Origin of the sequence: Cyanobacterium sp. Dongsha4, assembly GCF_036345015.1 — a bacterium.
Taxonomy (GTDB): domain Bacteria; phylum Cyanobacteriota; class Cyanobacteriia; order Cyanobacteriales; family Cyanobacteriaceae; genus PCC-10605.
This window is the reverse complement of sequence record NZ_CP084098.1, coordinates 2,817,994-2,838,616: the sequence shown is the minus strand read 5'-3', so window position 1 is coordinate 2,838,616 and position 20,623 is coordinate 2,817,994. Positions and strand designations below refer to the sequence as shown.

Genomic DNA, 20,623 nt, shown 5'->3' with positions numbered 1-20,623 from the left:
GATTTCAAAGGGTGATTATAATGTCAAATAATAGTTGACAATTGATACAGGATAAAGACGATTAACAATTAAAAGTTAACAATAACAATTAAGACAAAAAAACAGGGTTGAATTAACTTCTCCCTAACCCCCCAATCCCTTAACTCCAAACTTCAATTTGTCTCATTCTTTCATGTAAGATCAAAGAAGATGCGATCGCAACGTTAAGGGATTCCACATCATTAAGTAGAGGAATTTTGAGCTTGTGAGTGGCTAAGTTTTTTAAATTTGCCGACAATCCTCTGGACTCATTTCCCATAAGTATAATCGTGGGGGCAGTTAAATCAACTTGCCAAGGTTTTATATCTCCTTGTAAATCAGTGGCAATAATTTGATAACCTTTTTTTTGATAGTCAGTAATTAAAAGTGATAAATTATCTTCTACCTTTGCCTTAATCTTAAACCATTCCCCCACCGAAGCCCTCATTACTTTAGGATTATCCAAATCGACACAATCTCCACTTAACCAGATAAAGTCCACACCCATGGCCACGCTACTACGAATAATAGTACCTAAATTTCCGGGGTCTTGGATGCGATCGAGAATTAACCCCAATTGTAAATTTTGCCGAGGTTGAGACACCACCGAATTCCTTTTAGCAGTTGCCACTACCCCATCGGGATTGACAGTAGTTGCTAGTTTCGTCATCACCTCTTCAGAAACTGTTTCAACTCTTTCCCCTTGACTCTGTAATTTTTCCCATAAAAAGGGATTTTTTTTCTGCCACAACTCAGTAGTTAACACCGTAACTAAGGGATAACTGACTTCCAATGCCACAGAAATTAAATTAGTGCCTTCTAATAGATGCAAATTTTGTTTATGTCTTTCTTTACTATTATGTAATTTGCGAACTTGTTTAATAAGAGGATTCTGCGCACTGGTTAACATAAAAAATATATTAAATTAATTTTTAGCGTAAAATATACAATTAATTTTACTCACCCACTTATCATAAGAGCAGAATAACACTCCGCATCACCACCACCTAAATATATTTCTTCCCATTATCCTAACTAGCTTCAATATAATCAGTTACAGATAATGGTAATGGTATTGGTAAATTTTCCTCTCGCAACCCTTCTAAGTGGAAGGAGATTGCATCTGCCATTTCTTTTTTTATTTCCTCCATAGTATTACCCGTAGCAACACATCCGGGTAAATCAGGACAATAAGCAGAATAGTTTGATAGTGCTTTTTCGATTATGATCGCATAGCGCATAAAATTTACTCCTGTAGTTGAATTATTTTATTTGTGCTTGTTTAAAAATACTATTAGCTGTACCTAAAGCTAAATCATCCGATAACTTGCCAGGTACTGTAACTAATCCTCTTTTAATATCATGCTTGTATTGTCTATGACTACCTTTTGTTCTGACTAAATACCAACCGTCTTCTTCGATGATTTTAAGAATTTCTTTTACTTTCATATAAATCTTTAAAGTCGCAAACTCACCAGTAATTTAATCATTAATTTCCTGTAAACTACAAAATAATGAGGAAAATGTGAGTTCTAACTCCTAACTCCTAATTCCGAACTCAAGCAATTATCTATCGGATATATTCTTTTAATATACTATTCCGATTAGGATGACGTAACTTACGCAAAGCCTTAGCTTCAATTTGTCTGATTCTTTCACGGGTAACATTGAAGATTTGCCCTATCTCCTCTAAAGTCTTCATTCTGCCATCATCTAACCCGTAGCGCAGTCTTAAAACATCTCTTTCACGAGGACTAAGGGAGTCTAACACATTTTCTAAATCTTCTCTCAATAAATTTTTAGATACTTCATCTTCTGGGGTTTCTCCATCTGCCTCGATAAAATCTCCTAAACGGGAGTCTTCTTCCTTACCAATGGGGGTTTCCAGAGAAATGGGTAATTGTGCTGATTTTGCAATGAAGCGTAACTTTTCAATGGTCATTTCCATATCTTCGGCAATTTCTTCTTCTGTGGGTTTGCGTCCCATTTTTTGAGATAGCATCTTAGTAGTTTTTTTGATGCGAGAAATGGTTTCATAAAGATGCACGGGAAGACGAATAGTTCGAGATTGATCTGCGATCGCTCTTGTAATTGCTTGTCGTATCCACCATGTAGCGTAAGTGGAAAATTTATAACCTTTTTCGTGGTCAAATTTTTCGGCGGCTCGAATTAAACCAAGTGAACCCTCCTGAATCAAATCCTGAAAAGATAAACCCCGATTCATGTACTTTTTAGCGATAGATACCACCAAACGCAAATTGGATTGTACCATCTTATCCTTTGCCCTGCGTCCAATATGCAAACGACGATTAAATTGACGCATATTTGGCATATCAGATGCGATCGCCCATTCTTCATCCGTTGGCACACGCCCCAAATGTTCAATTAAAGTAGAACGAATATACTCAAGATCCAATAAATCAGCAATTTGTCGAGCTAACTCAATTTCTTCCTCGGCGCGTAATAGCCTGATACGTCCTATTTCTTGTAGGTAAACACGAATTGAATCTTCCGTAAAGGGCTTTTTCTTCGATTGACCTCGACGACGGGGGGTAGCAGATAACTTGCGGGATTTTTTACTACTAACATCTGCTACACCAATGGAATCAGCCTCGACAATCATCTCACTTAATTCTCCTTCCCTGCCAGAAACCGAAGAATTATAATCGAACATTTCTTCTAAATCATTAACGGGTGAGATAGTTGCTAAAATTTCTTGTGCTTGGGTCATGCCGTTTTCCTCGTACTCCTTCTGAAAATTTACTGAGAAGATAGATTAGATAATCAAAAAAATAAATACAACAAATTATCTCTCCTCCAAAACAACTTCACCATAAATTAACACCAACAAAACCCTCACCATTGCATCGATATTAGCGAATAGAGAGTGAAAATTAATTGGTAGTGTCATCTAAATATAGTTAGTGAATGTTTTACTTTAGAGAAAAGACATTCAGGAATCAACCTGAAGTTAATAACCTTAACCTTTATAAATCAAGGCAAGTCTAGCCGACTGTTTCTTTTTATTTTGGAAAATTCCACAGTCTGATATACTTGTAGATCAGCGAAAGATAAAAGTGTTTGATTCTGGCTAACAGAAAGTAGGAAGGGTTGAGGGTTCTCATTGCTGACTAACCTTACCTCCTTTTCCTTCTTTTCCATTAACTCTTGAATCCCTTTATCTTGTTATTCTCCTAAAACTTTTATATCAATATAAATAAACATCATGGAGTTTTTAATAAGTCTGATTATTAAAATCTTCAGATATTGTAATGAATTTCACAGAAAATAGCATCCAGAAACGATACTTTTCTATCATAGAGCCTTCATGTTCTTTATGGTACATATGTAAATTATGATTGTTTCTTAATCATCCCTGACCACTAGGTTAACAAACCTTTTCGATTTTGGGCATAGTCTGTGTAATTTTACTGATAATTTGTCATCGAATTTTAATGGATTTCCTTCAGATAGGATTAGTTGGGTGACATTATACTCTGGAAAAGCATAACTTGAGGTGGGTGAAATTGGTCAACGGGCAACAGTTTTAATGTAATGTTAGACCATAACCTTTACCAGTAATATAGTTGAGTTAAAAATGTGCGATCGCTTCTTTCATCAATCATGGTTTAATTTACCAACACTCTATCTTTAAAATGTGTTTAAAAACGTGCTTAACAATTCAGCTCAACTTAATTGTCTTGGTTTTAGTTATCATAGTGGGAAAAGTTATTAAGAAAAAGAAATAGCGATTATGTCTCTAGCATTAACACCTGAAAATGTGGAACAAGTATTAGATGAATTACGCCCTTATCTCATGGCAGACGGTGGAAATGTGGAATTAGTCGAAATTGATGGACCCACTGTAAAATTAAGATTACAGGGAGCTTGTGGTTCTTGTCCTAGTTCTACTATGACTCTTAGAATGGGTATTGAACGCCGTTTAAGAGAATATATCCCCGAAATTGCCGAAGTAGAGCAAGTAATTTAATTTTTTAGTAATGATGGATTTGCGAGGGGTTTAAGCCCCTTGTTATACTCAGGAAGTTTATAACTTCTACCGCTTAATCTGAGTGAAAGTAGGCAACAGGCAAGAATTTTCTTCTCGTAACATAATATTGTGAGTTTGGATAGTATAGTAATTCATTACTTAAGAGTAAAAAACCTCCATTCACTTTTTCATCAACGCATATTTAATTTATTGGTTTTCAACACAAATATTTACACCCTGAAATTAAAAATTCTTTGGTAAAGAATGATAGTAACTATCTTACTTGAGATATGATGGATTATCCCTAAAAAAAGGTTTCAGATGGCAAGTTTTAGGTTTAATTAAAATAGTTAATTTATAATAATTTGCCCCAATCACTGCAGAAGAGCCATAATAGCTAATGTTGTTTGTGAAATGTTAATCTTAATCAAACTGTTATAAAACCCAAATATGTTGCATTGGGATAATTTTTGGAAGAAATAGAGAAATAGCTTAATAAAAAATAAATAATTCAATTTATAGAATTGTCTATAATGAAGTTAAAGAATAAAAATTGATTTTTTATCTTCCAACTCTTAATCAATATATCTCTACATTTGACCTAAAAAATAGGAGTTATTTCTTATGGAATTTGCTAATAGTTTAGCAGTTTTAGAGCAGTTAATTAGTAATGTTAAAAAAGCTCAACAACAGTATGCACATTTTTCTCAAGAAGAAGTCGATCGCATCTTCAAAAGGGCTGCATTAGCGGCAAACTCTGCCCGAATCCCCTTAGCTAAAATGGCTTGTGAGGAAACAGGCATGGGAATTGTTGAAGATAAAGTAATAAAAAATCACTTTGCTTCTGAGATTATTTATAACAAATATCGAGACGAAAAAACCTGCGGAGTTATCGAAAAAGATGAATGTTATGGCATCGAAAAAATAGCCGAACCTTTAGGGGTAATCGCAGGAATTATTCCCACTACTAACCCCACTTCTACCGCAATTTTTAAAACCCTTTTAGCCCTCAAAACTCGCAACGCAATTATTCTCTCCCCCCATCCCAGAGCGAAAAAATGTACCATCGAAGCGGCAAAAATTGTCAGAGATGCGGCGATCGCGGCTGGTGCGCCAGAGGATATAATCGGATGGATTGAAGAACCGACATTACAAGCCTCTCAAGCGTTGATGCAACACCCAGATATTAAGCTAATTCTTGCCACAGGAGGACCGGGAATGGTGAAAGCGGCTTACTCCTCTGGACATCCTTCTTTAGGGGTAGGGGCTGGAAATACCCCCGCCGTTATCGAGAAAAGCGCCCATATCAAAATGGCTGTATCTTCGATTATGCTCAGTAAAACCTTTGATAATGGCATGATTTGTGCTTCTGAACAGTCGATTATAGTGGAAAATGCCATTTATGACGAATTTAGACAAGAATTTGAGCTTAGGGGAGCTTACTTTCTCAAAGATGAAGAAATCGATAAATTGAGGAATATTTTACTCAAAGATGGTAGGATTAATGCTGATATAGTAGGGCAGTCCGTGCAAAAAATCGCTCAACTAGCTAATATTACCATTCCAACCGATACCAAAGTATTAATTGGAGAAGTAGAAAAAATAGGTTATGATGAGCCTTTTGCTTATGAAAAACTATCTCCCATTTTAGCAATGTATCGAGCGGATACCTTTGAAGATGGGACGGAAAAAGCGGCTCAATTGGTCGAATTTGGCGGAAAAGGGCATACATCCTCTGTTTATATTAGTCCTGATAAACACAAAGAAATTGCTTATTTTGAAAGTAAAATGGAAACTGCTAGGGTATTAGTAAATACTCCTTCTTCCGTAGGTGCGATCGGGGATTTGTATAACTTCCGTCTTGATCCGTCTTTAACCCTCGGTTGTGGTAGTTGGGGCGGTAACTCCATCAGTGGTAACGTGGGAGTGCAACATTTGCTCAACATTAAGACTATCACCGAACGGCGAGAAAATATGCTTTGGTTTCGTGTACCGCCGAAGGTTTACTTCAAATACGGTAGCTTACCCGTTGCTTTAGGGGATTTAGCAGGAAAAGAAAAGGCTTTCATCGTCACCGACAAACCCCTCTATGAGTTGGGTATGACCAAGAAAATAGAGAGCGTTTTAGAGCAAATGGGCATAAAATACGACATTTTCTACGATGTTGAGCCTGATCCTTGCCTTGCCACCGTCAATCGTGGTTTAGCTCTGTTAAACAGCTTCAATCCTGATGTTATTATCGCTTTGGGGGGAGGCTCACCGATGGATGCGGCAAAAGTGATGTGGTTAATGTACGAACACCCAGACATCGAATTTGAGGGCATCGCCACTCGGTTTATGGATATTCGCAAACGGGTATATGATTTACCTGAATTGGGCAAAAAAGCGATTATGGTAGCCATTCCCACCACATCAGGCACAGGCTCAGAAGTAACCCCTTTTGCTGTCGTCACTGATGAAAAAACGGGCATGAAATACCCCCTTGCTGACTATGCTTTAACCCCAAATATTGCCATAGTTGATCCTGAATTGGTGTTAAATATGCCCAAGAGTTTAACGGCATTTGGAGGCATTGACGCTTTAACCCACGCTTTAGAGGCTTATGTGTCCATTTATTCCACCGAGTTTACCAGTGGTTTAGCATTAAAAGCGATCGGACTTTTGTTTAAATATCTACCCAGTGCCTATCATAATGGAGCGAAAGACCTCAAAGCAAGGGAAAAGGTACACTACGGAGCGACTATTGCGGGAATGGCTTTTGCTAACGCCTTTTTGGGAATTTGTCACTCTTTAGCTCACAAATTAGGGTCAAGTTTCCATGTACCGCACGGGTTGGCTAATGCGTTGATGATTTCCCACGTTATTCGTTACAATGCGACGGATGCACCCTTTAAACAGGCGATTTTCCCTCAATATAAGTATCCTAATGCTAAATTTCGTTATGCCCAAATTGCGGACTATTTACAGTTAGGGGGTATAACAGAGGATGAAAAAGTTGAGAAACTCGTCGAAGCAGTAGAAAACTTGAAAAAAGAGTTAAATATTCCCCTTACCATCCGAGAAGTGTTATCAATAGAAGATCAACAGTTCTATGATGCGATCGAAAGTTTAGCAGAACAAGCCTTCGATGATCAATGTACTGGTACAAATCCCCGTTATCCTCTAATTAAGGACATGAAGGAATTGTATATCATGGCATATCGTGGCTTTAATCTCGAATCTCAATTTTATCACCAACCAGAAGAATTAAGTAGTTTGGGTTAAAAGCTATACAAAGGTTAGGTTTCAGGTTGCGGGTGTTGAGGTATTGGGGTATTGAGGTGTTGTAGTTTTTTAATGCTAATGCAGATACAGCTTATTTCCCATTCCCGAATACGGATAATTGTCATGTCTTTAGCATTCAGATAAACGCTATGATTTAATTTTTTTCTTATTTCCGATTAATATTATGAGCTTCTAATTCTCTGAAAATTACTTAATACTCTTTGTCTTTCTTCACTGATGGCTATTTGTTCTTTAATAAAACGGATAAATTCTTCACTATTATATTCGGCATCTCGATAGTTAGCTTTAAATTTTTGAAAAAGAGGCTCAAATTCTTCAAATTGTTTGTCACGCCAACATAATTCAAGATTTCTCCATTTATTTAAAACTCTTACCCATTCATCGTTTAAAATGTAATTAAACTCTTGTAATTGTCTTAATAAATCTTCAGCATCTTGTCGGTTAAATTTTGTTTGTTCAGCCATTTTTTACTCCTATATTGTTATTAAAATTTTTCAAAATCTTTTAATATTTGATAATATTTTTTTAGCCATTCCAAGGCATCTTCTCCTGCTAATAAAGTTCTTTTCACTTGACTGTGCATTTCTTCAAAATCATCAGTAAAACGTTTTTTTGATTCCCCTTCCCAAGATTCATCGCAACGATTCCAATCAGATTCTACTGCTTGAAATCGATCGCTCATGACATATTGAAAATATTGTAAAGCATCAATAAATTCCTTTAATTCATCAATATCAATATCAATATCCTGTGTCATCAAATTTTCCCCTGATAGTTTAAAATATCCCTTAAATTATTTTTATATTCTAGCATTTTCGTTGCCTTGCAATAAATTGAGAAGGCTTATAGCTTAAATCTGCTAAAGCGATTAATAAATTACCATATTTCTTATTGCTTAAATGGCACGAATAACCTCCTTTAATACTGTTTCTTTTAGATGAGGACGTAAGGATTCAGATGTACCAATATCAACGGAACACCCTAATAAATCTTCTAAATAACTTTTTAATTTCAATAATGTAAATAATCCTACTGGTTGATTAAAATTGACTAAAAAGTCAACATCGCTATCTTCTGTTTCTTCTCCCCTTGCCACTGAACCAAATAAAAACAATTCTTTAACGGCAAAATCATGGATTTGTGTTTGATGTACTTTGATAATATCGATAACTTGTTGTTTATTCATCATAATAATAGTTCCAATTTTATCCGTCTTAACTCTTCTTAAAAAAAGAATTTTATCCCCGCTAATCTCCCTTAAACAAAGGGGAGAATTTAATTGTTATTCGGGCGATTTCCTTTTCTTAAAATTATTTTTATATTCAAGCATTTCTGTTTTACTGGGGACAGCATAAGGTTTAAATTTATCTAAATCGATGCTTAAAGAATCATCCTTAAAATATGCCCTTAATCGGGGTAATTTTTCTGCAAAAGATTCTCCTAATAATAAACGGGAATTATCCCCTGACATGGTTAAACCTACTCGCAAATCAAAGTTTCCTAACCACTGGCGATTATTAGCACTCAGTTTGGCAAAACCTTTCATATCTTCTAACCATAAAATAGTATGAATACCTAACTCTGAACCTTTAGAAATTAACTCCAGAATTTTTTGAGCATCCTCGGAAGGTTCTTCTTCTCTCCTTCCCATGACAGGGCGTAAATTTGAGGCTTTATTTATTCCTCCAATGGCATAGACAAAAAATAATGATTCTCCTAATTCATCGGGGTTAAGTTCTGGGTTTTCATCTCTTAGTTTTAATCTTCTTTCAAATTCTTCAAAAGTTTCTTTTAATAGGGCTTCAGCTTTAATTATTTGTTGTTCTTTATCACTATATTTTTTAGCAATTTTAACAGGGAAAAATTCAGCAAACATATCCCTAAAATTAACGGTCATTTCTGTCCAATAATTATCCTCATCTTCGATGGATAAATCAATGATATTAAACTTTGCTTTTTGCGGTTGATAGCAGTGGATTAAACTAATTAAAATACCGCCAATAATGCCGAAAATGGTTTCTTCCGAATTTCCTATTAATAACAGATTACTACGAGGGCGACGGCGAAATATTCCTTGAGTGTGATTGCCGATGCGCATGGGTTCACCTAACCAAAATACTCCGGGGCTTTCTGGTACAATCCAATCAGGATCTTTAATTACTTTTTTGTTTAATTCCCTTAAAGATAACCATTGATTCATTTTCATTAACTGCACTAATTGGCGATTATCTTTTAATTGAGTCGGTTTTGAGCCGTAGAATAACACTAGCGGTTCGGGGCGTTGATATTGTCTTTCTTTTGCCACGTTTTGAATGTTAATCAAAGCCTTATGCCTTTCTTCGGCGGAGATGTCTGCTACTTGCCCAATGTCGTTATAGTTTTTGTTGCCAAAGTTGCGGTTATAAATCATTTTACCTGGTCGATCTAATAAATCAATAGCGTCAGTGTTACCTTCATCTAATACATAACCTGCGGTGTTTTGAGGCATTTGTAACGCCATGCGTAAATCGAGAAAGTCATAGATTTTGCGATTCATATTAGACACATTGGGAGATTGAGAGGCGATTAATAAGTGAATACCAAAGGCTCGTCCTTGTCTTACTATATTTTCCATGACTACGTTAAGGCGTTGGGCAATCTGATCACTTTCTTGAAACATATATTGAAACTCATCGATTAACACCAAAATACGAGGTAATTTATTGCCTGTAGCGTTGCGGTATTCATAGATTTTTTCAAAGTTACCTGCGGACTTAAATAGTTTACTGCGTTCTTCTATTTGTTGATTAACATATTCTAAGACGCTTAAGCCAAATTCTCGATCGCTCTCGATGGAAATAACTTTCGCATGGGGTAAAGCCCTTGTTTCGTCTAATTCTTCCCTAGAATTACGATTTTCGCCTTTTTCTGCATCGACATAAATTTGAAATTCTACTCCCTGCTTAAAATCTAATAAATATAATTCCAATTCATCGGGAGAATATTGCATAGCTAAACTAAGAATAATGGCATGGAGAGTAAAACTTTTACCAGCACCGGGTTTTCCTGCTAATAAACCATTACTAACGATGCCTCCGTCTTCATTTTCCCCGAACCAAAATTCTAGTTTATCCTTTGCACCCATCAAACCAATGGGGGTTCTAATTTCTTTGCGACTGTCAGCATACCAATTAACATCTGGATAAAGTTTGGAAAAGGCGACGGTATCAACTTTGACGTTTCTGATTGCCTGATTAATGGCTTCTGCCATTTGGTTAAACAGTTCGTTAGCTGGAGGTTTATCTAAAATCAAAGAGAAAGGCTGAGAAATATTGGGAAAATAAATCTGATACTGAGAATTATTGGTAAATTTATTGATAATAGAGCAGAAATCGTTAAAGGTTTGGTAATCGAAATTTCTGGGCTTTTCTAAATTTTTGTCGATGTGTAGAATGACATAAACCCCTGTTTTTGGACCGTTGAGGAGAATACTTTTTAAGTCTTCTAAGGCACGTTGATCAAAACCTGTGGGAAAATCAGCGATAAATAAGTAACGATAAGGCTCGGAAATTGCCCCTGCTTCAAGGTTATAATCTTCGATGGTGGGGTAATTACTGCCTAAATAATTTTGAATTACTTGCTCAATGTGTTCGGTTAAACCCCGTAATTGTTCCCGAATGTCATCAGCACGGGTATAGATTCTTTGGCTGGTGATAAAGTCGTGTAAATTACCAAAGGGAAAGGTGTCCCCCATACCCACAGGATCGATAAAGATGCCTTTAAATTTTCGCACGGGGAAGGTACTAATCATTCTGAAAGCAAGGGATTGTATGGCTAAAAGGGCGGTTTGACGAGAGTTGGCATCCTGAGAATAAAAGGCAATGTGTCCAGATTTACTACCCTGTAATTGCTTGGAAAGGTCACGAATGGGAACAAGGGCGGGAAATCGGAGGGGGTTATAATTGTTATTTAGTTCAATTTCTCCAATGCGGACAATATCAGGGACTAAATTATTGATTTGAGGTTGCCAATGGGAGGGATCATTTTCGGAAGGAATCCATAAAGGATCATCCCAATGAAAAGTTAATAGATTAATAGAGGCATTAGGATCATCTAAAATAGAAATTCTGTTGATTATTTGATTAATATTTGCTGATTTTTCATGAAATATTTGTTTTAATTCATCTTCTTTTTCTTGTTTAAATTTATGTGCTAACTTTGTATATTCATTCAATTCAGAAAAGAATTTGATAATTCGATTTTTACACTCAGAAATAACATTCAATAATCTTGGTATTTCTGTATTTTCTAGATATAATATATTTTTGTCATCAGCAAGTTTTTTGTTTATTTCTTTTATTTCTTCATTCTTTTTCTTTAGTTGTCCAAATAAATTAAAAAAGTCAAAGTATTCGGAGGAGCTAGATTTGTTTGATTTTTTCATCTTTTTGAAGCCCCTGATAGTATAGCACCTAAAACCCAAAGAGCAAATATAAATAACAATACATATACAGCAATATATAATAGCCCTGCAATGACGATTACATAAACAATAGAATAAATAACAATACCAATTTGTAACAATAATTTTTCTGTTGTTAATTGCTTTAATTTTTCTAATAAAATTGGTTTAGACAACACATAAGAATTTATTTGCTCATTTGATACAACAATACCTTCCTGACCTTCAAGTATTAACAGTCCATCCTCTTTTATAGCACTTAGAATCTTCTGAACTTTTTCTTTTTCAATTTTTTTGAGTAAAGAGCGACTTCTGGAAAGTTTATTATGTTCTGATTAGTAAAACCAAATGATTTAACTAACTTCTCACCTTCCTGTAACTTACTTTCACACCAAGACAAATCCTGTTTAGCAGAAGATAATTGATTAATTTGATCGTCAATTATCTTTAAACAATCATAATATTCTTTGAGGTCTTGATAGTGTAGGTATTTGTGCTTGCCTTCCATCAGATTTTAGGGAGTTATATCGACATATTCATTAATAATATACCAATATCTTTAAGAATACAATCTGAAAGTGATTTAGTTTTATGGGGGAGGTGCGATCGGGTTTTGTGGAGGTGTGATCGGGTTTTGTGGGGGAGGTGCGATCGAGTTTTTGTAGAGGTGCGATCGGGTTTTTGTGGAGGATGTGATCGAGCTTTGTGGGGGGTGCGATCGGGTTTTTGTAGAGGTGCGATCGGGTTTTTGCGGAGGGTGCGTGCTGCGTAGCAGATCCCTTCGGGATCGAGTTTTTGTAGAGGTGCGATCGCTTTTTTATTGATGTAAAATTGGTGAAGGTATTGCCCCTAACACCCTAATCCCCTATTTTTACTCCATCATCACCTTAACTTATAAGACCCATTACTAATTACTTTCAATGATTACCCCGAAGATAAGTTAATATTAATTAACAGATTTTAATATTTCTTAATGTTAAGATAGGTTACTGTAAAGATAAATAAAACAATGTCAGCAATCGTGTTTGGTAGTTTACCTTTTCCAGGACAAAGTGGCGATCAAATCGTCAGTAAAGTAGTTACAACAGCGATCGCAGCCTTATTTAAAAAAACAGGCAAACTAGAAGCCAATGTGAGAGCTGAACCTATCGCTAAAATATTACAAGGGAGTATTGATGGTTTTGATTTTGTAGGCAAAGGAATGGTGATGTATAACGGATTGCGTTTAGAAGCAATGGAGTTATACTTACAAGCTATTTCCATCGACTTTAGTGCTATTTTTAGTGGCAAAGTCAAATTGAGACAACCAACTCAAGCCACCATGAGAATTGTCTTAACAGAAGAAGATTTAACTCGCTCTTTTAACACTCCTTTTATTATCGAAAAACTGCAAAGATTACAATATCAAGGGCAATCCCTTCATTTTCAAAATACTCAAATAACCGTTAACTCAGATAAATCCATTAATATTCAATCAGAAATCAAAGTAGGGGATAATACTAATTATATTCCCATTAATATGCAAACAGAATTACATACTGAAGGTAGAACTAAAATTCAGTTTATTAACCCTAAATTTGAAGGGGAAGAAAACTCAATTCAATTAAGCAAAGCTATATTAGATCATGTCAATAATTTACTTGATTTAGACAAATTTAAACTCGATGGTAGTAGGTTAAGAGTCGATCGAGCTAGAGTAAAAGATAAAGAATTCGTCTTTTATGGCACTGTGGAAATTGATCGTTTCCCAGAAGGGAAAAAATAATATTTCAATTATTAAGAAGGGATTAGTAATTATCAATCATAATTTAAGAGTTAAGAATTAATTTTATCTTCATCCTTTATTCTTAACCGCCCTCTACCACCCTAATTTTTCGAGAATTCTATTGATTTTTTTAGACTTTTTCACGATACTTAAGAGGAAAAGGAATAGAGAATCATTTCAACCCCTTATAGGTATTAAGTTAGTCTTATTTCAATTCCTTCTAAGTATTAATACGGTCTAACATCCAACTGAGAATAATCCGATGAAAGCAATAATGGTAGTGGGAACTGCATCTCACACAGGTAAATCATCTTTAGTAACCGCCCTATGTCGCTTAATGTGGCGTAAAGGATGGTTAGTTACTCCCTTTAAGGGTCAGAATATGGCTTTGAATGCTTATGTTACCGCTACCACAGGGGAAATTGGCTACGCTCAAGCCTTACAAGCATGGGCGGCGAAAACAATACCAAGGGTAGAAATGAATCCGATTCTTTTAAAACCTCAAGGTAATATGACTTCTCAGGTTATTATCAAAGGAGAATCTGTCGGAGTTACCAACGCTAAAGAATATTATGAAAACTATTTTGAAAAAGGTTGGCAAGCCATAAGCGAAAGTTTAGATACTCTAAGCCGAGAATTTGATTTAATCATTTGTGAAGGTGCAGGTAGTCCAGTAGAAGTTAATCTTAAACATAGAGATTTAACTAATATGCGTATTGCCAAGCATCTTAAAGCAGATACTATTCTAATCGCAGATATTGAAAAAGGTGGGGTTTTTGCTCATATTGTTGGTACATTAGAATTGCTAGAACCAGAAGAGCGATCGCTCGTTAAAGGAATTGTTATTAATAAGTTTAGAGGGGATAAATCTATTTTAGATCCCGGGTTAAAATGGCTGGAAGAATATACTAAAATACCAGTTTTAGGGGTTATTCCTTGGTTTGATTCTCACTTACCTGCAGAAGATTCTTTAGGATTACTAGAACGCCCTAGCCGTAAAATTAATTATCAACTAAAAATAGCCGTCATCAAATTACCTCGCATTTCCAATTTCACCGACTTTGACCCCCTTGAAGCGGAAGAAAGCCTTTTAATTGAGTATATTGAACCAGATCAACCTCTTGGTTATCCTGATGCTGTAATTATACCTGGTACAAAAACCACAATTCCCGATTTAATGGTTTTGGAAAACACGGGAATGAAAGCTCAAATTCAAGAGTATGTAGAATCAGGAGGAACAGTATTTGGCATTTGTGGAGGCTTCCAAATGTTAGGACATCAAGTCTTAGATCCAGATCACTTAGAAAACCTTAAGGAATCTTGTCAAGGACTAGATTTGTTACCCATTCAAACCACATTAAAAGTAGAAAAAATCACTCGGCAAAGGGAAGTAAACGCTAACTATCCCCAAAAAGGATTACCTGTGGACGGCTATGAAATTCACCAAGGTTATACAGAAGTAATACCTGCTCTGAGCCGACAAAGAAAAATCGGTTATAACAGTCTTTTTGACGATCCAACCCTAGGTTTAGTTAATGATAATCAATCCGTATGGGGTTGTTATTTACATGGAATTTTTGATAATGGTGCATGGAGACGGGCATGGTTAAACACTTTGCGACTGAAAAGAGGTTTACCATCTCTACCCACTGGAATTGCTAATTATCGCCAACAAAGGGAAAAAATTCTCGATTCTCTTGCGGATTTAATTGATGAGCATTTAGATTTAACTCCTCTGAAGTTATAATTAGTGAGTTTGTAAAATCAAATTTAAAATAAATTAAACACCAGATAATTTCAACAATCTTTACTTGTCCTGATACAGCTTATTCCCTATTACCCAAATTACCCAACTTACCTCAGTTCGATTTAAAAATTGTTGCTATGGTTAGGTTTCAGGTTGCCGGTTGCAGGTTTTAGGTTTAATTTTCTAATCAAGTTGTTTAGTTAATCTAAAGATTGAAAATAATAAAATCAATAAAGATGTGTTTTTTATCAATTCTTTAACTCGATACCGAACAGCTAATACCCGACACCTTTCCAAAACCGAAAATTCTATCTCGAACTCAGGTAACTTCTGCAACAAGTCTAATGAATAATTGATCATAAAAAAGGAGATGGAATTGTAAAAGATGTATGGATAAAGATTCCTTTTTCTCTTACTTACCATCCCCCTGAGTCTGGAATTAACAGCTAGAACTATACGTCGTAAGGTGCTTTACCAGAGAATTTGAGGGTAACAGGTTCAGGATTTTTGCCAATATTTCTGTCTTTTTTACCGTGAAACTCTCTGCCTTCATTAACTTTTTCAGGGAAAACACCATCTGCAGGATGAAGATATTGAGTTTCGCCAGTAGGATAAATACGGTAAATTTTATAGTCTTCAATTTTGGGCTTAAATTTAGTGCGTAATTGAGTACCTAATGCTAAACACTGTTCTTTACGGGCAAAATATAATAAGTTTTCACCCTCATTCATGATAGCCGCTCCACCAGTGGGCATTTCAAAGACTTGCTCTTTTTTGCTAGTCCAAGTGATGGCATATTTTTCTTCTCTGTCAGCCGCAGAAAGTAAACCGCCAGTGCTACCGCCAAATTTAGGCATTGTTCCTGTAAGTTGAATTGTTTCGCTCATAGAGATACTGCTTTTGTACAAATTATATTTACTATCTAGGCAATGCTACCACTGAGATCCCCATTATTGTGCATCTTTGTTATGAACTGTAACAGTTTATTTTTTTTATCCTTCAAGTGTAAATTCTTATTAAGGAGAAAATTCTGTTAAAACATCATAAAAACTGGTTTGAGGAGGGGTGGCAAATAAATGCTTCATTTGTTCCACAATTTGGTTATGGACTTCGTTTTTGTTTTCTTCCATATCTTCTATTTTTTCCCAAAGAATAAAGGCTATTCCCTCGTCTGTGTTTGGTTTTTGGAATAGGTATGCCCCTTTAAATCCTTGAGAATAAGATGCGATCGCCTCTTCAAATAGTTTCTGGGCTTCGGGAAATTTACCCGGTTTAAAGGTTGCTGTTGCCACGTAGGCACATTTATGACGTAAAAAGTCACTAAATTCTTGCATAGTTTAATTCAGAAATATAACAATTAATCTCTATTGATCATCTTAAGTTTTTTTGCTTCCATAGGAATCTTCTGATTCATAAACAGTTACATTAAGATAAAAAGGTCAAGGAGCAAAGGAGTTCTTGAAATACTAAAATTATGAACTGATTAAATGCTCTATTGACAGAAAATTAATTAAATTTTAGATTGATGGAAACTTTTTATTTATTATTAAAGTCAAAAATAATAACAAATACATTATCATATGTTTGATGATTCTCCATTATGTTAAAACAAATTTTCTTTTCTTCTATCTTTTGGCGTAACTGTATAATAGCTTATATTATCGTTGGTTTTTCGTCTTCTTTAATTGCTGAGTTTTATCAAAGTTTTCAAATTAGTAATCAGTGGGAAAATGGTGAGCGTCTTTCCCGTATTGTTTCCATCGGTGTTGCTTATTCTATGAAAGAAAATCTGTATAAATAGTTATTCTGTAAAAATCTCAATTTATGTTTTATTATGAAGGTCAATTTTACGAAGGAAGTAGTATTTCTCTTAATATAAATGATTCTACATGGCTTTATGGTGCAACAGTTTTTACCACCATGAGAGTCTATGAACAATCGTTAAATCATCCTCTTACTAATTGGCAAAAACACTGCGATCGCCTCTTAAAGAGTATAAAAGAATTAAATTGGACTTCTCCTGATTGGAAATTAATAAAACAAGAAGTTGAGCAGTTACTAATATATTTTCCTGTGATTAGAATTACTGTTTTTCCCGATGGTAGAGAGTTAATTATTGGGCGACAATTACCCACAAATTTATTGCAAAAGCAACGGGAAGGAATAAAAGGATTAGTATGTTTAAACCCTTCCATACAACGCTCTATTCCTGAACATAAAACAGGTAATTATCTTGCTCCTTGGTTGGCTTTGCAACAGGCACAAAAACAGGGCTATCAAGAAGCAATTTTGACAAATATTGAACAGAATTGGTTAGAAACCAGCACTGGTAATTTGTGGGGATATAAACAAGGTATTTGGTTTACCCCTAATTTAGCTCAAGGTATTTTGCCCGGAATTGCTCGACAAACTATTATTGACAAAGCACAATTCCCCATTGAAATTAACCAATGGACTCCAGATTTTATTAATGACTTGGAAGCCATAGCCTATAGTAATAGTGTGATAGAAATAATTCCTTTTAATAAGATAATGAACGGAGAAAAAGTGATTGACTATGACTATAATCATCCTGCCTATAAGACTTTGAGAGGGATTTTTAACTAATCCCCTAGCATTTTTCTTTAAACGGAAAATAATGGTTTCTTAAGATTGATTTGTAACAAAATCGGTGATAAATTGTCCCTTATTATGATGATTGACTGTTTCTTTACGGGTATCTGTAATTAACCAGTCGATCGCAGCCGCTTGAACATCAATGGCAGTACCAGTTTTATCCACACAATATCGACCAAATACTAATTTATCCTGTAAATAAACCCCTGAACCAAGACGAGAATATTCAAAGATAACACTATTGTCCACCGTTGCCCCTTCACAAATCCAGCAGTTAGGGCCAATCATAGAGGGGCCAACTATTTTTGCACCATCTTCAATGTGAGTCATCGCACCAATATAAACAGGGCCAGTTATATCAACTTTATCCCAATTAACTGACACATTTAAACCTGTATAAACCCCCGGCTTTACTTCTTTCCCCGGTATCTGCACATTTTTTACATCTCCCCTTAATACCGCCCGAATAGCCTCCCAATAGTCTGGAACTTTTCCAATGTCCACCCACTCAAAATCCATATTAACCGCATAAAAAGGGAGGTTTAATTCTACCAATTTAGGGAATAACTCACTACCAATATCATATTCTTGATTGGGAGGAATGTAGTTAATTACTTCAGGCTCAAAAACATAAATCCCCGTATTAATTTCCGTACTCAAAGCATCCTCTACAGAAGGTTTTTCTTGGAAAGTGAGAATTTTGCCATTTTCATCGCTTACTACCACACCGTAGCTTGATACTGCCTCTTTGGGAACACTTTTTGTTACTACTGTTGCGATCGCCCCTTTGGCTTTATGTTGTCTCACAACTTCAGTCAAATCTAAATCAATTAAAGCATCACCACACAAAACCACAAAAGTATCATCGAAAAAAGGATTAAACTCTTGAATCTTTTTTAAACCACCAGCAGAGCCTAAAGCCTCTCCCACCAATTCACCATCAATGATACGTCCTTCAAAAGAATAACCAATTTCCACCCCAAAACGTTGCCCATCCCGAAAATAGTTTTCAATTTCTTCAGCTAGATGACTAACATTCACCATTATTTGCTTAAAACCATGTTGACGGAGTAACTCTACCAAAAACTCCATTACAGGCTTTTGTAAAATGGGAATTAAAGGCTTAGGGATAGTATGGGTGATGGGGCGAACACGAGTTCCTTTACCCGCCGCCAGAATCATTGCTTTCATAATATTCTTGATCTTAAATTTGATATTTAATATAACTTAATCAAGTTTATCCTACAGTGCAATTATATTGAGGAAAAGCATAGTTTGGTCTAGGTAAAGTTAGGCAACGGGCAAAGCTGATACCTCAGTTCGATATAAGAATATCTGATTTGATTAGGTTTCAGGTTTCAAGTTTGATTTTCTGAATAATAATCCAAAGAATGGAGCAGACAATAGTTTTTAATGGGCGGTTTCCCCCTAATGTCCTAATACTCCTTCCTGTCTAACCTATCTAATCTTAAAAATTAATTCCGAACCCCGAACTCCTAACTCCGAACCCTGAACTCTTATTGGTGCATTGCTTTAGCCAATTCGGCCGCTACTTTAGGACGAGAAAATTCTGGAGGTGGTAATTCACCACGACGCAACATTTCTCTTACTTTTGTACCTGATAAGTGGATTCTTTCTTCTTTGGTAGCAGGGCTGGTTTTTGAGGTTGCCATTTGATTTGTACGAGTACAATAGAAGGCGTGTTCAAATTTAAGAGGGGTGATGCCTAATTCTTCAGGCTTAAACTCATCGAAAATATGTTGAGCATCATAAGTACCATAGTAGTCACCTACCCCTGCGTGATCTCTACCAACGATAAAGTGAGTACAACCGTAGTTTTTGCGAATTAAAGCATGGAAAATGGCTTCACGAGGACCTGCGTAACGCATAGCAGAAGGGTTAATAGCAAGAATAACTCGGTTTTGAGGGAAATAGTTATCTACCATAATTTCATAACAGCGCATTCTCACATCAGCAGGAATGTCATCGCTTTTGGTTGCACCAACGAGGGGATGAAGGAATAAACCATCAACGATTTCTAAGGCACATTTGATGATGTATTCGTGGGCGCGGTGGATGGGGTTACGAGTTTGGAAGCCAACAACGGTTTTCCAGCCTCTTTCTACAAACATTTTACGGGATTCGGCGGGATCAATTTGATATTTAGGGAAGTAGGGATGATCGTCTCTTTGTAGTAGCCAGATAGGCCCTGCAAGGTTGATTTCTCCTTGTTCGTAAACTACTTTAACTCCGGGATGTTTTTCTTCATCGGTGCGATACACGTTTACTGCTTCATGGGTTTTGTTATAGCGGTATTTCTGGGTTAATTCCAATACACCAACAAATCTGCCAGTATGATCATCTAAACGTACCCAACTACCTTCTTTTAGAGGTTCTGCTACTTCTGCACTGACAGAAAGGGTTACAGGTACAGCCCAAGGTAATCCGTTCATTAAACGCATTTCTTCTACTACTCTTTCGTAGTCATCTTGTGCCATAAACCCGTTAAGAGGACTAAATCCGCCTATGGCAATCATAACTAAATCAGATAAGGCACGATCATCTAATTCAATTCTAGGAAGGCTATCTGCTTGTGCCATAAATTCGTCTCTTTCGGCAGGAGTAGCCACCCGATTGACTAAATGCCCTCCATGAGGTGCGATCGTCTCTATAATATTACTCATATAAATTTTTGTTAAGTTGATAAAGGATCAGGTTTTATAGTATCAGGCATTGACTCTCAGAAACAATCAGGTTGCC

Annotated in this window: 20 protein-coding genes; 7 read left to right on the top strand and 13 right to left on the bottom strand. The window is 35.9% G+C overall.

Translation table 11 applies throughout. The features are described from left to right. Positions 1-139: 139 nt before the first annotated feature. The 4 genes from Dongsha4_RS12190 to rpoD all read right to left on the bottom strand — a co-directional run bounded on the left by Dongsha4_RS12190 (position 140) and on the right by rpoD (position 2,749). Positions 140-928, bottom strand: a complete 789-nt coding sequence (locus Dongsha4_RS12190) for an RNA methyltransferase (protein WP_330202644.1) — start codon at positions 926-928, stop codon at positions 140-142. Positions 929-1,049: 121 nt separating this feature from the next. Then, on the bottom strand, positions 1,050-1,259 hold the full coding sequence (locus tag Dongsha4_RS12185; protein WP_330202643.1) for a type II toxin-antitoxin system HicB family antitoxin: 210 nt from the start codon (positions 1,257-1,259) through the stop codon (positions 1,050-1,052). Between the two features lie 22 nt (positions 1,260-1,281). Continuing rightward, positions 1,282-1,467, bottom strand: coding sequence for a type II toxin-antitoxin system HicA family toxin (locus tag Dongsha4_RS12180; RefSeq protein WP_330202642.1), 186 nt, complete (start codon positions 1,465-1,467; stop codon positions 1,282-1,284). Positions 1,468-1,588: 121 nt separating this feature from the next. Then, positions 1,589-2,749 (bottom strand): RNA polymerase sigma factor RpoD, encoded by a 1,161-nt coding sequence (gene rpoD / locus Dongsha4_RS12175; RefSeq protein WP_330202641.1) that lies wholly within the window; start codon positions 2,747-2,749, stop codon positions 1,589-1,591. 1,023 nt (positions 2,750-3,772) lie between these two features. On the opposite strand from rpoD, the gene Dongsha4_RS12170 reads away from it, so the two are divergent. Together Dongsha4_RS12170 and adhE are read left to right on the top strand one after the other, a co-directional pair. After that, positions 3,773-4,009 carry a NifU family protein gene (locus tag Dongsha4_RS12170; RefSeq protein ID WP_015218565.1) on the top strand — a complete coding sequence of 79 codons (237 nt, stop codon included), beginning with the start codon at positions 3,773-3,775 and terminating at the stop codon, positions 4,007-4,009. Positions 4,010-4,633: 624 nt separating this feature from the next. Continuing rightward, positions 4,634-7,273 carry a bifunctional acetaldehyde-CoA/alcohol dehydrogenase gene (gene adhE / locus Dongsha4_RS12165; protein WP_330202640.1) on the top strand — a complete coding sequence of 880 codons (2,640 nt, stop codon included), beginning with the start codon at positions 4,634-4,636 and terminating at the stop codon, positions 7,271-7,273. A 182-nt stretch (positions 7,274-7,455) separates the two neighbouring features. On the opposite strand, the gene Dongsha4_RS12160 is transcribed toward adhE, so the two are convergent. The 5 genes from Dongsha4_RS12160 to Dongsha4_RS12140 all read right to left on the bottom strand — a co-directional run bounded on the left by Dongsha4_RS12160 (position 7,456) and on the right by Dongsha4_RS12140 (position 11,911). Beyond that, complete coding sequence (locus Dongsha4_RS12160; protein WP_330202639.1) at positions 7,456-7,758, bottom strand: hypothetical protein; 303 nt, start codon at positions 7,756-7,758, stop codon at positions 7,456-7,458. 20 nt (positions 7,759-7,778) lie between these two features. After that, entirely contained in the window at positions 7,779-8,051 is a 273-nt protein-coding gene (locus Dongsha4_RS12155) for a WXG100 family type VII secretion target (RefSeq protein WP_330202638.1), read from the bottom strand. 138 nt (positions 8,052-8,189) lie between these two features. Further along, positions 8,190-8,483, bottom strand: coding sequence for a nucleotidyltransferase family protein (locus tag Dongsha4_RS12150; RefSeq protein ID WP_425590760.1), 294 nt, complete (start codon positions 8,481-8,483; stop codon positions 8,190-8,192). Between the two features lie 93 nt (positions 8,484-8,576). After that, positions 8,577-11,717, bottom strand: a complete 3,141-nt coding sequence (locus tag Dongsha4_RS12145; protein WP_330202637.1) for an FtsK/SpoIIIE domain-containing protein — start codon at positions 11,715-11,717, stop codon at positions 8,577-8,579. Then, a complete protein-coding gene (locus Dongsha4_RS12140) occupies positions 11,714-11,911 on the bottom strand; it encodes a hypothetical protein (protein ID WP_330202636.1) in 198 nt (65 codons plus the stop codon). The genes Dongsha4_RS12145 and Dongsha4_RS12140 overlap by 4 nt, the downstream gene beginning before the upstream one ends. A gap of 437 nt (positions 11,912-12,348) precedes the next feature. Here Dongsha4_RS12140 and Dongsha4_RS12135 point away from each other — a divergent pair, with 437 nt between their 5' ends. From Dongsha4_RS12135 to cobQ, 3 genes are all read left to right on the top strand, one after another. Then, complete coding sequence (locus tag Dongsha4_RS12135; RefSeq protein ID WP_330202635.1) at positions 12,349-12,507, top strand: hypothetical protein; 159 nt, start codon at positions 12,349-12,351, stop codon at positions 12,505-12,507. A 237-nt stretch (positions 12,508-12,744) separates the two neighbouring features. Continuing rightward, positions 12,745-13,500: a DUF2993 domain-containing protein gene (locus tag Dongsha4_RS12130; RefSeq protein ID WP_330202634.1), complete on the top strand. Its 756-nt coding sequence runs from the start codon at positions 12,745-12,747 to the stop codon at positions 13,498-13,500. 262 nt (positions 13,501-13,762) lie between these two features. After that, on the top strand, positions 13,763-15,247 hold the full coding sequence (gene cobQ / locus Dongsha4_RS12125) for a cobyric acid synthase CobQ (protein ID WP_330202633.1): 1,485 nt from the start codon (positions 13,763-13,765) through the stop codon (positions 15,245-15,247). A 452-nt stretch (positions 15,248-15,699) separates the two neighbouring features. On the opposite strand, the gene Dongsha4_RS12120 is transcribed toward cobQ, so the two are convergent. Both Dongsha4_RS12120 and Dongsha4_RS12115 read right to left on the bottom strand, forming a co-directional pair. Then, positions 15,700-16,134: a photosystem I reaction center subunit II PsaD gene (locus Dongsha4_RS12120; RefSeq protein WP_330202632.1), complete on the bottom strand. Its 435-nt coding sequence runs from the start codon at positions 16,132-16,134 to the stop codon at positions 15,700-15,702. A gap of 129 nt (positions 16,135-16,263) precedes the next feature. Continuing rightward, complete coding sequence (locus Dongsha4_RS12115; RefSeq protein ID WP_330202631.1) at positions 16,264-16,581, bottom strand: antibiotic biosynthesis monooxygenase; 318 nt, start codon at positions 16,579-16,581, stop codon at positions 16,264-16,266. A gap of 266 nt (positions 16,582-16,847) precedes the next feature. Between Dongsha4_RS12115 and Dongsha4_RS12110 the strand changes: the two genes are divergently transcribed. Together Dongsha4_RS12110 and Dongsha4_RS12105 are read left to right on the top strand one after the other, a co-directional pair. Beyond that, positions 16,848-17,048, top strand: a complete 201-nt coding sequence (locus Dongsha4_RS12110) for a hypothetical protein (RefSeq protein WP_330202630.1) — start codon at positions 16,848-16,850, stop codon at positions 17,046-17,048. A 23-nt stretch (positions 17,049-17,071) separates the two neighbouring features. Next, entirely contained in the window at positions 17,072-17,854 is a 783-nt protein-coding gene (locus Dongsha4_RS12105; protein WP_330202629.1) for an aminotransferase class IV, read from the top strand. Positions 17,855-17,893: 39 nt separating this feature from the next. Here the strand turns inward: Dongsha4_RS12105 and Dongsha4_RS12100 are convergent, their stop codons facing one another. Next, positions 17,894-19,054, bottom strand: a complete 1,161-nt coding sequence (locus Dongsha4_RS12100; protein WP_330202628.1) for an NDP-sugar synthase — start codon at positions 19,052-19,054, stop codon at positions 17,894-17,896. A 326-nt stretch (positions 19,055-19,380) separates the two neighbouring features. After that, positions 19,381-20,547, bottom strand: a complete 1,167-nt coding sequence (sat, locus tag Dongsha4_RS12095; RefSeq protein ID WP_015219538.1) for a sulfate adenylyltransferase — start codon at positions 20,545-20,547, stop codon at positions 19,381-19,383. Positions 20,548-20,623: the final 76 nt, after the last annotated feature.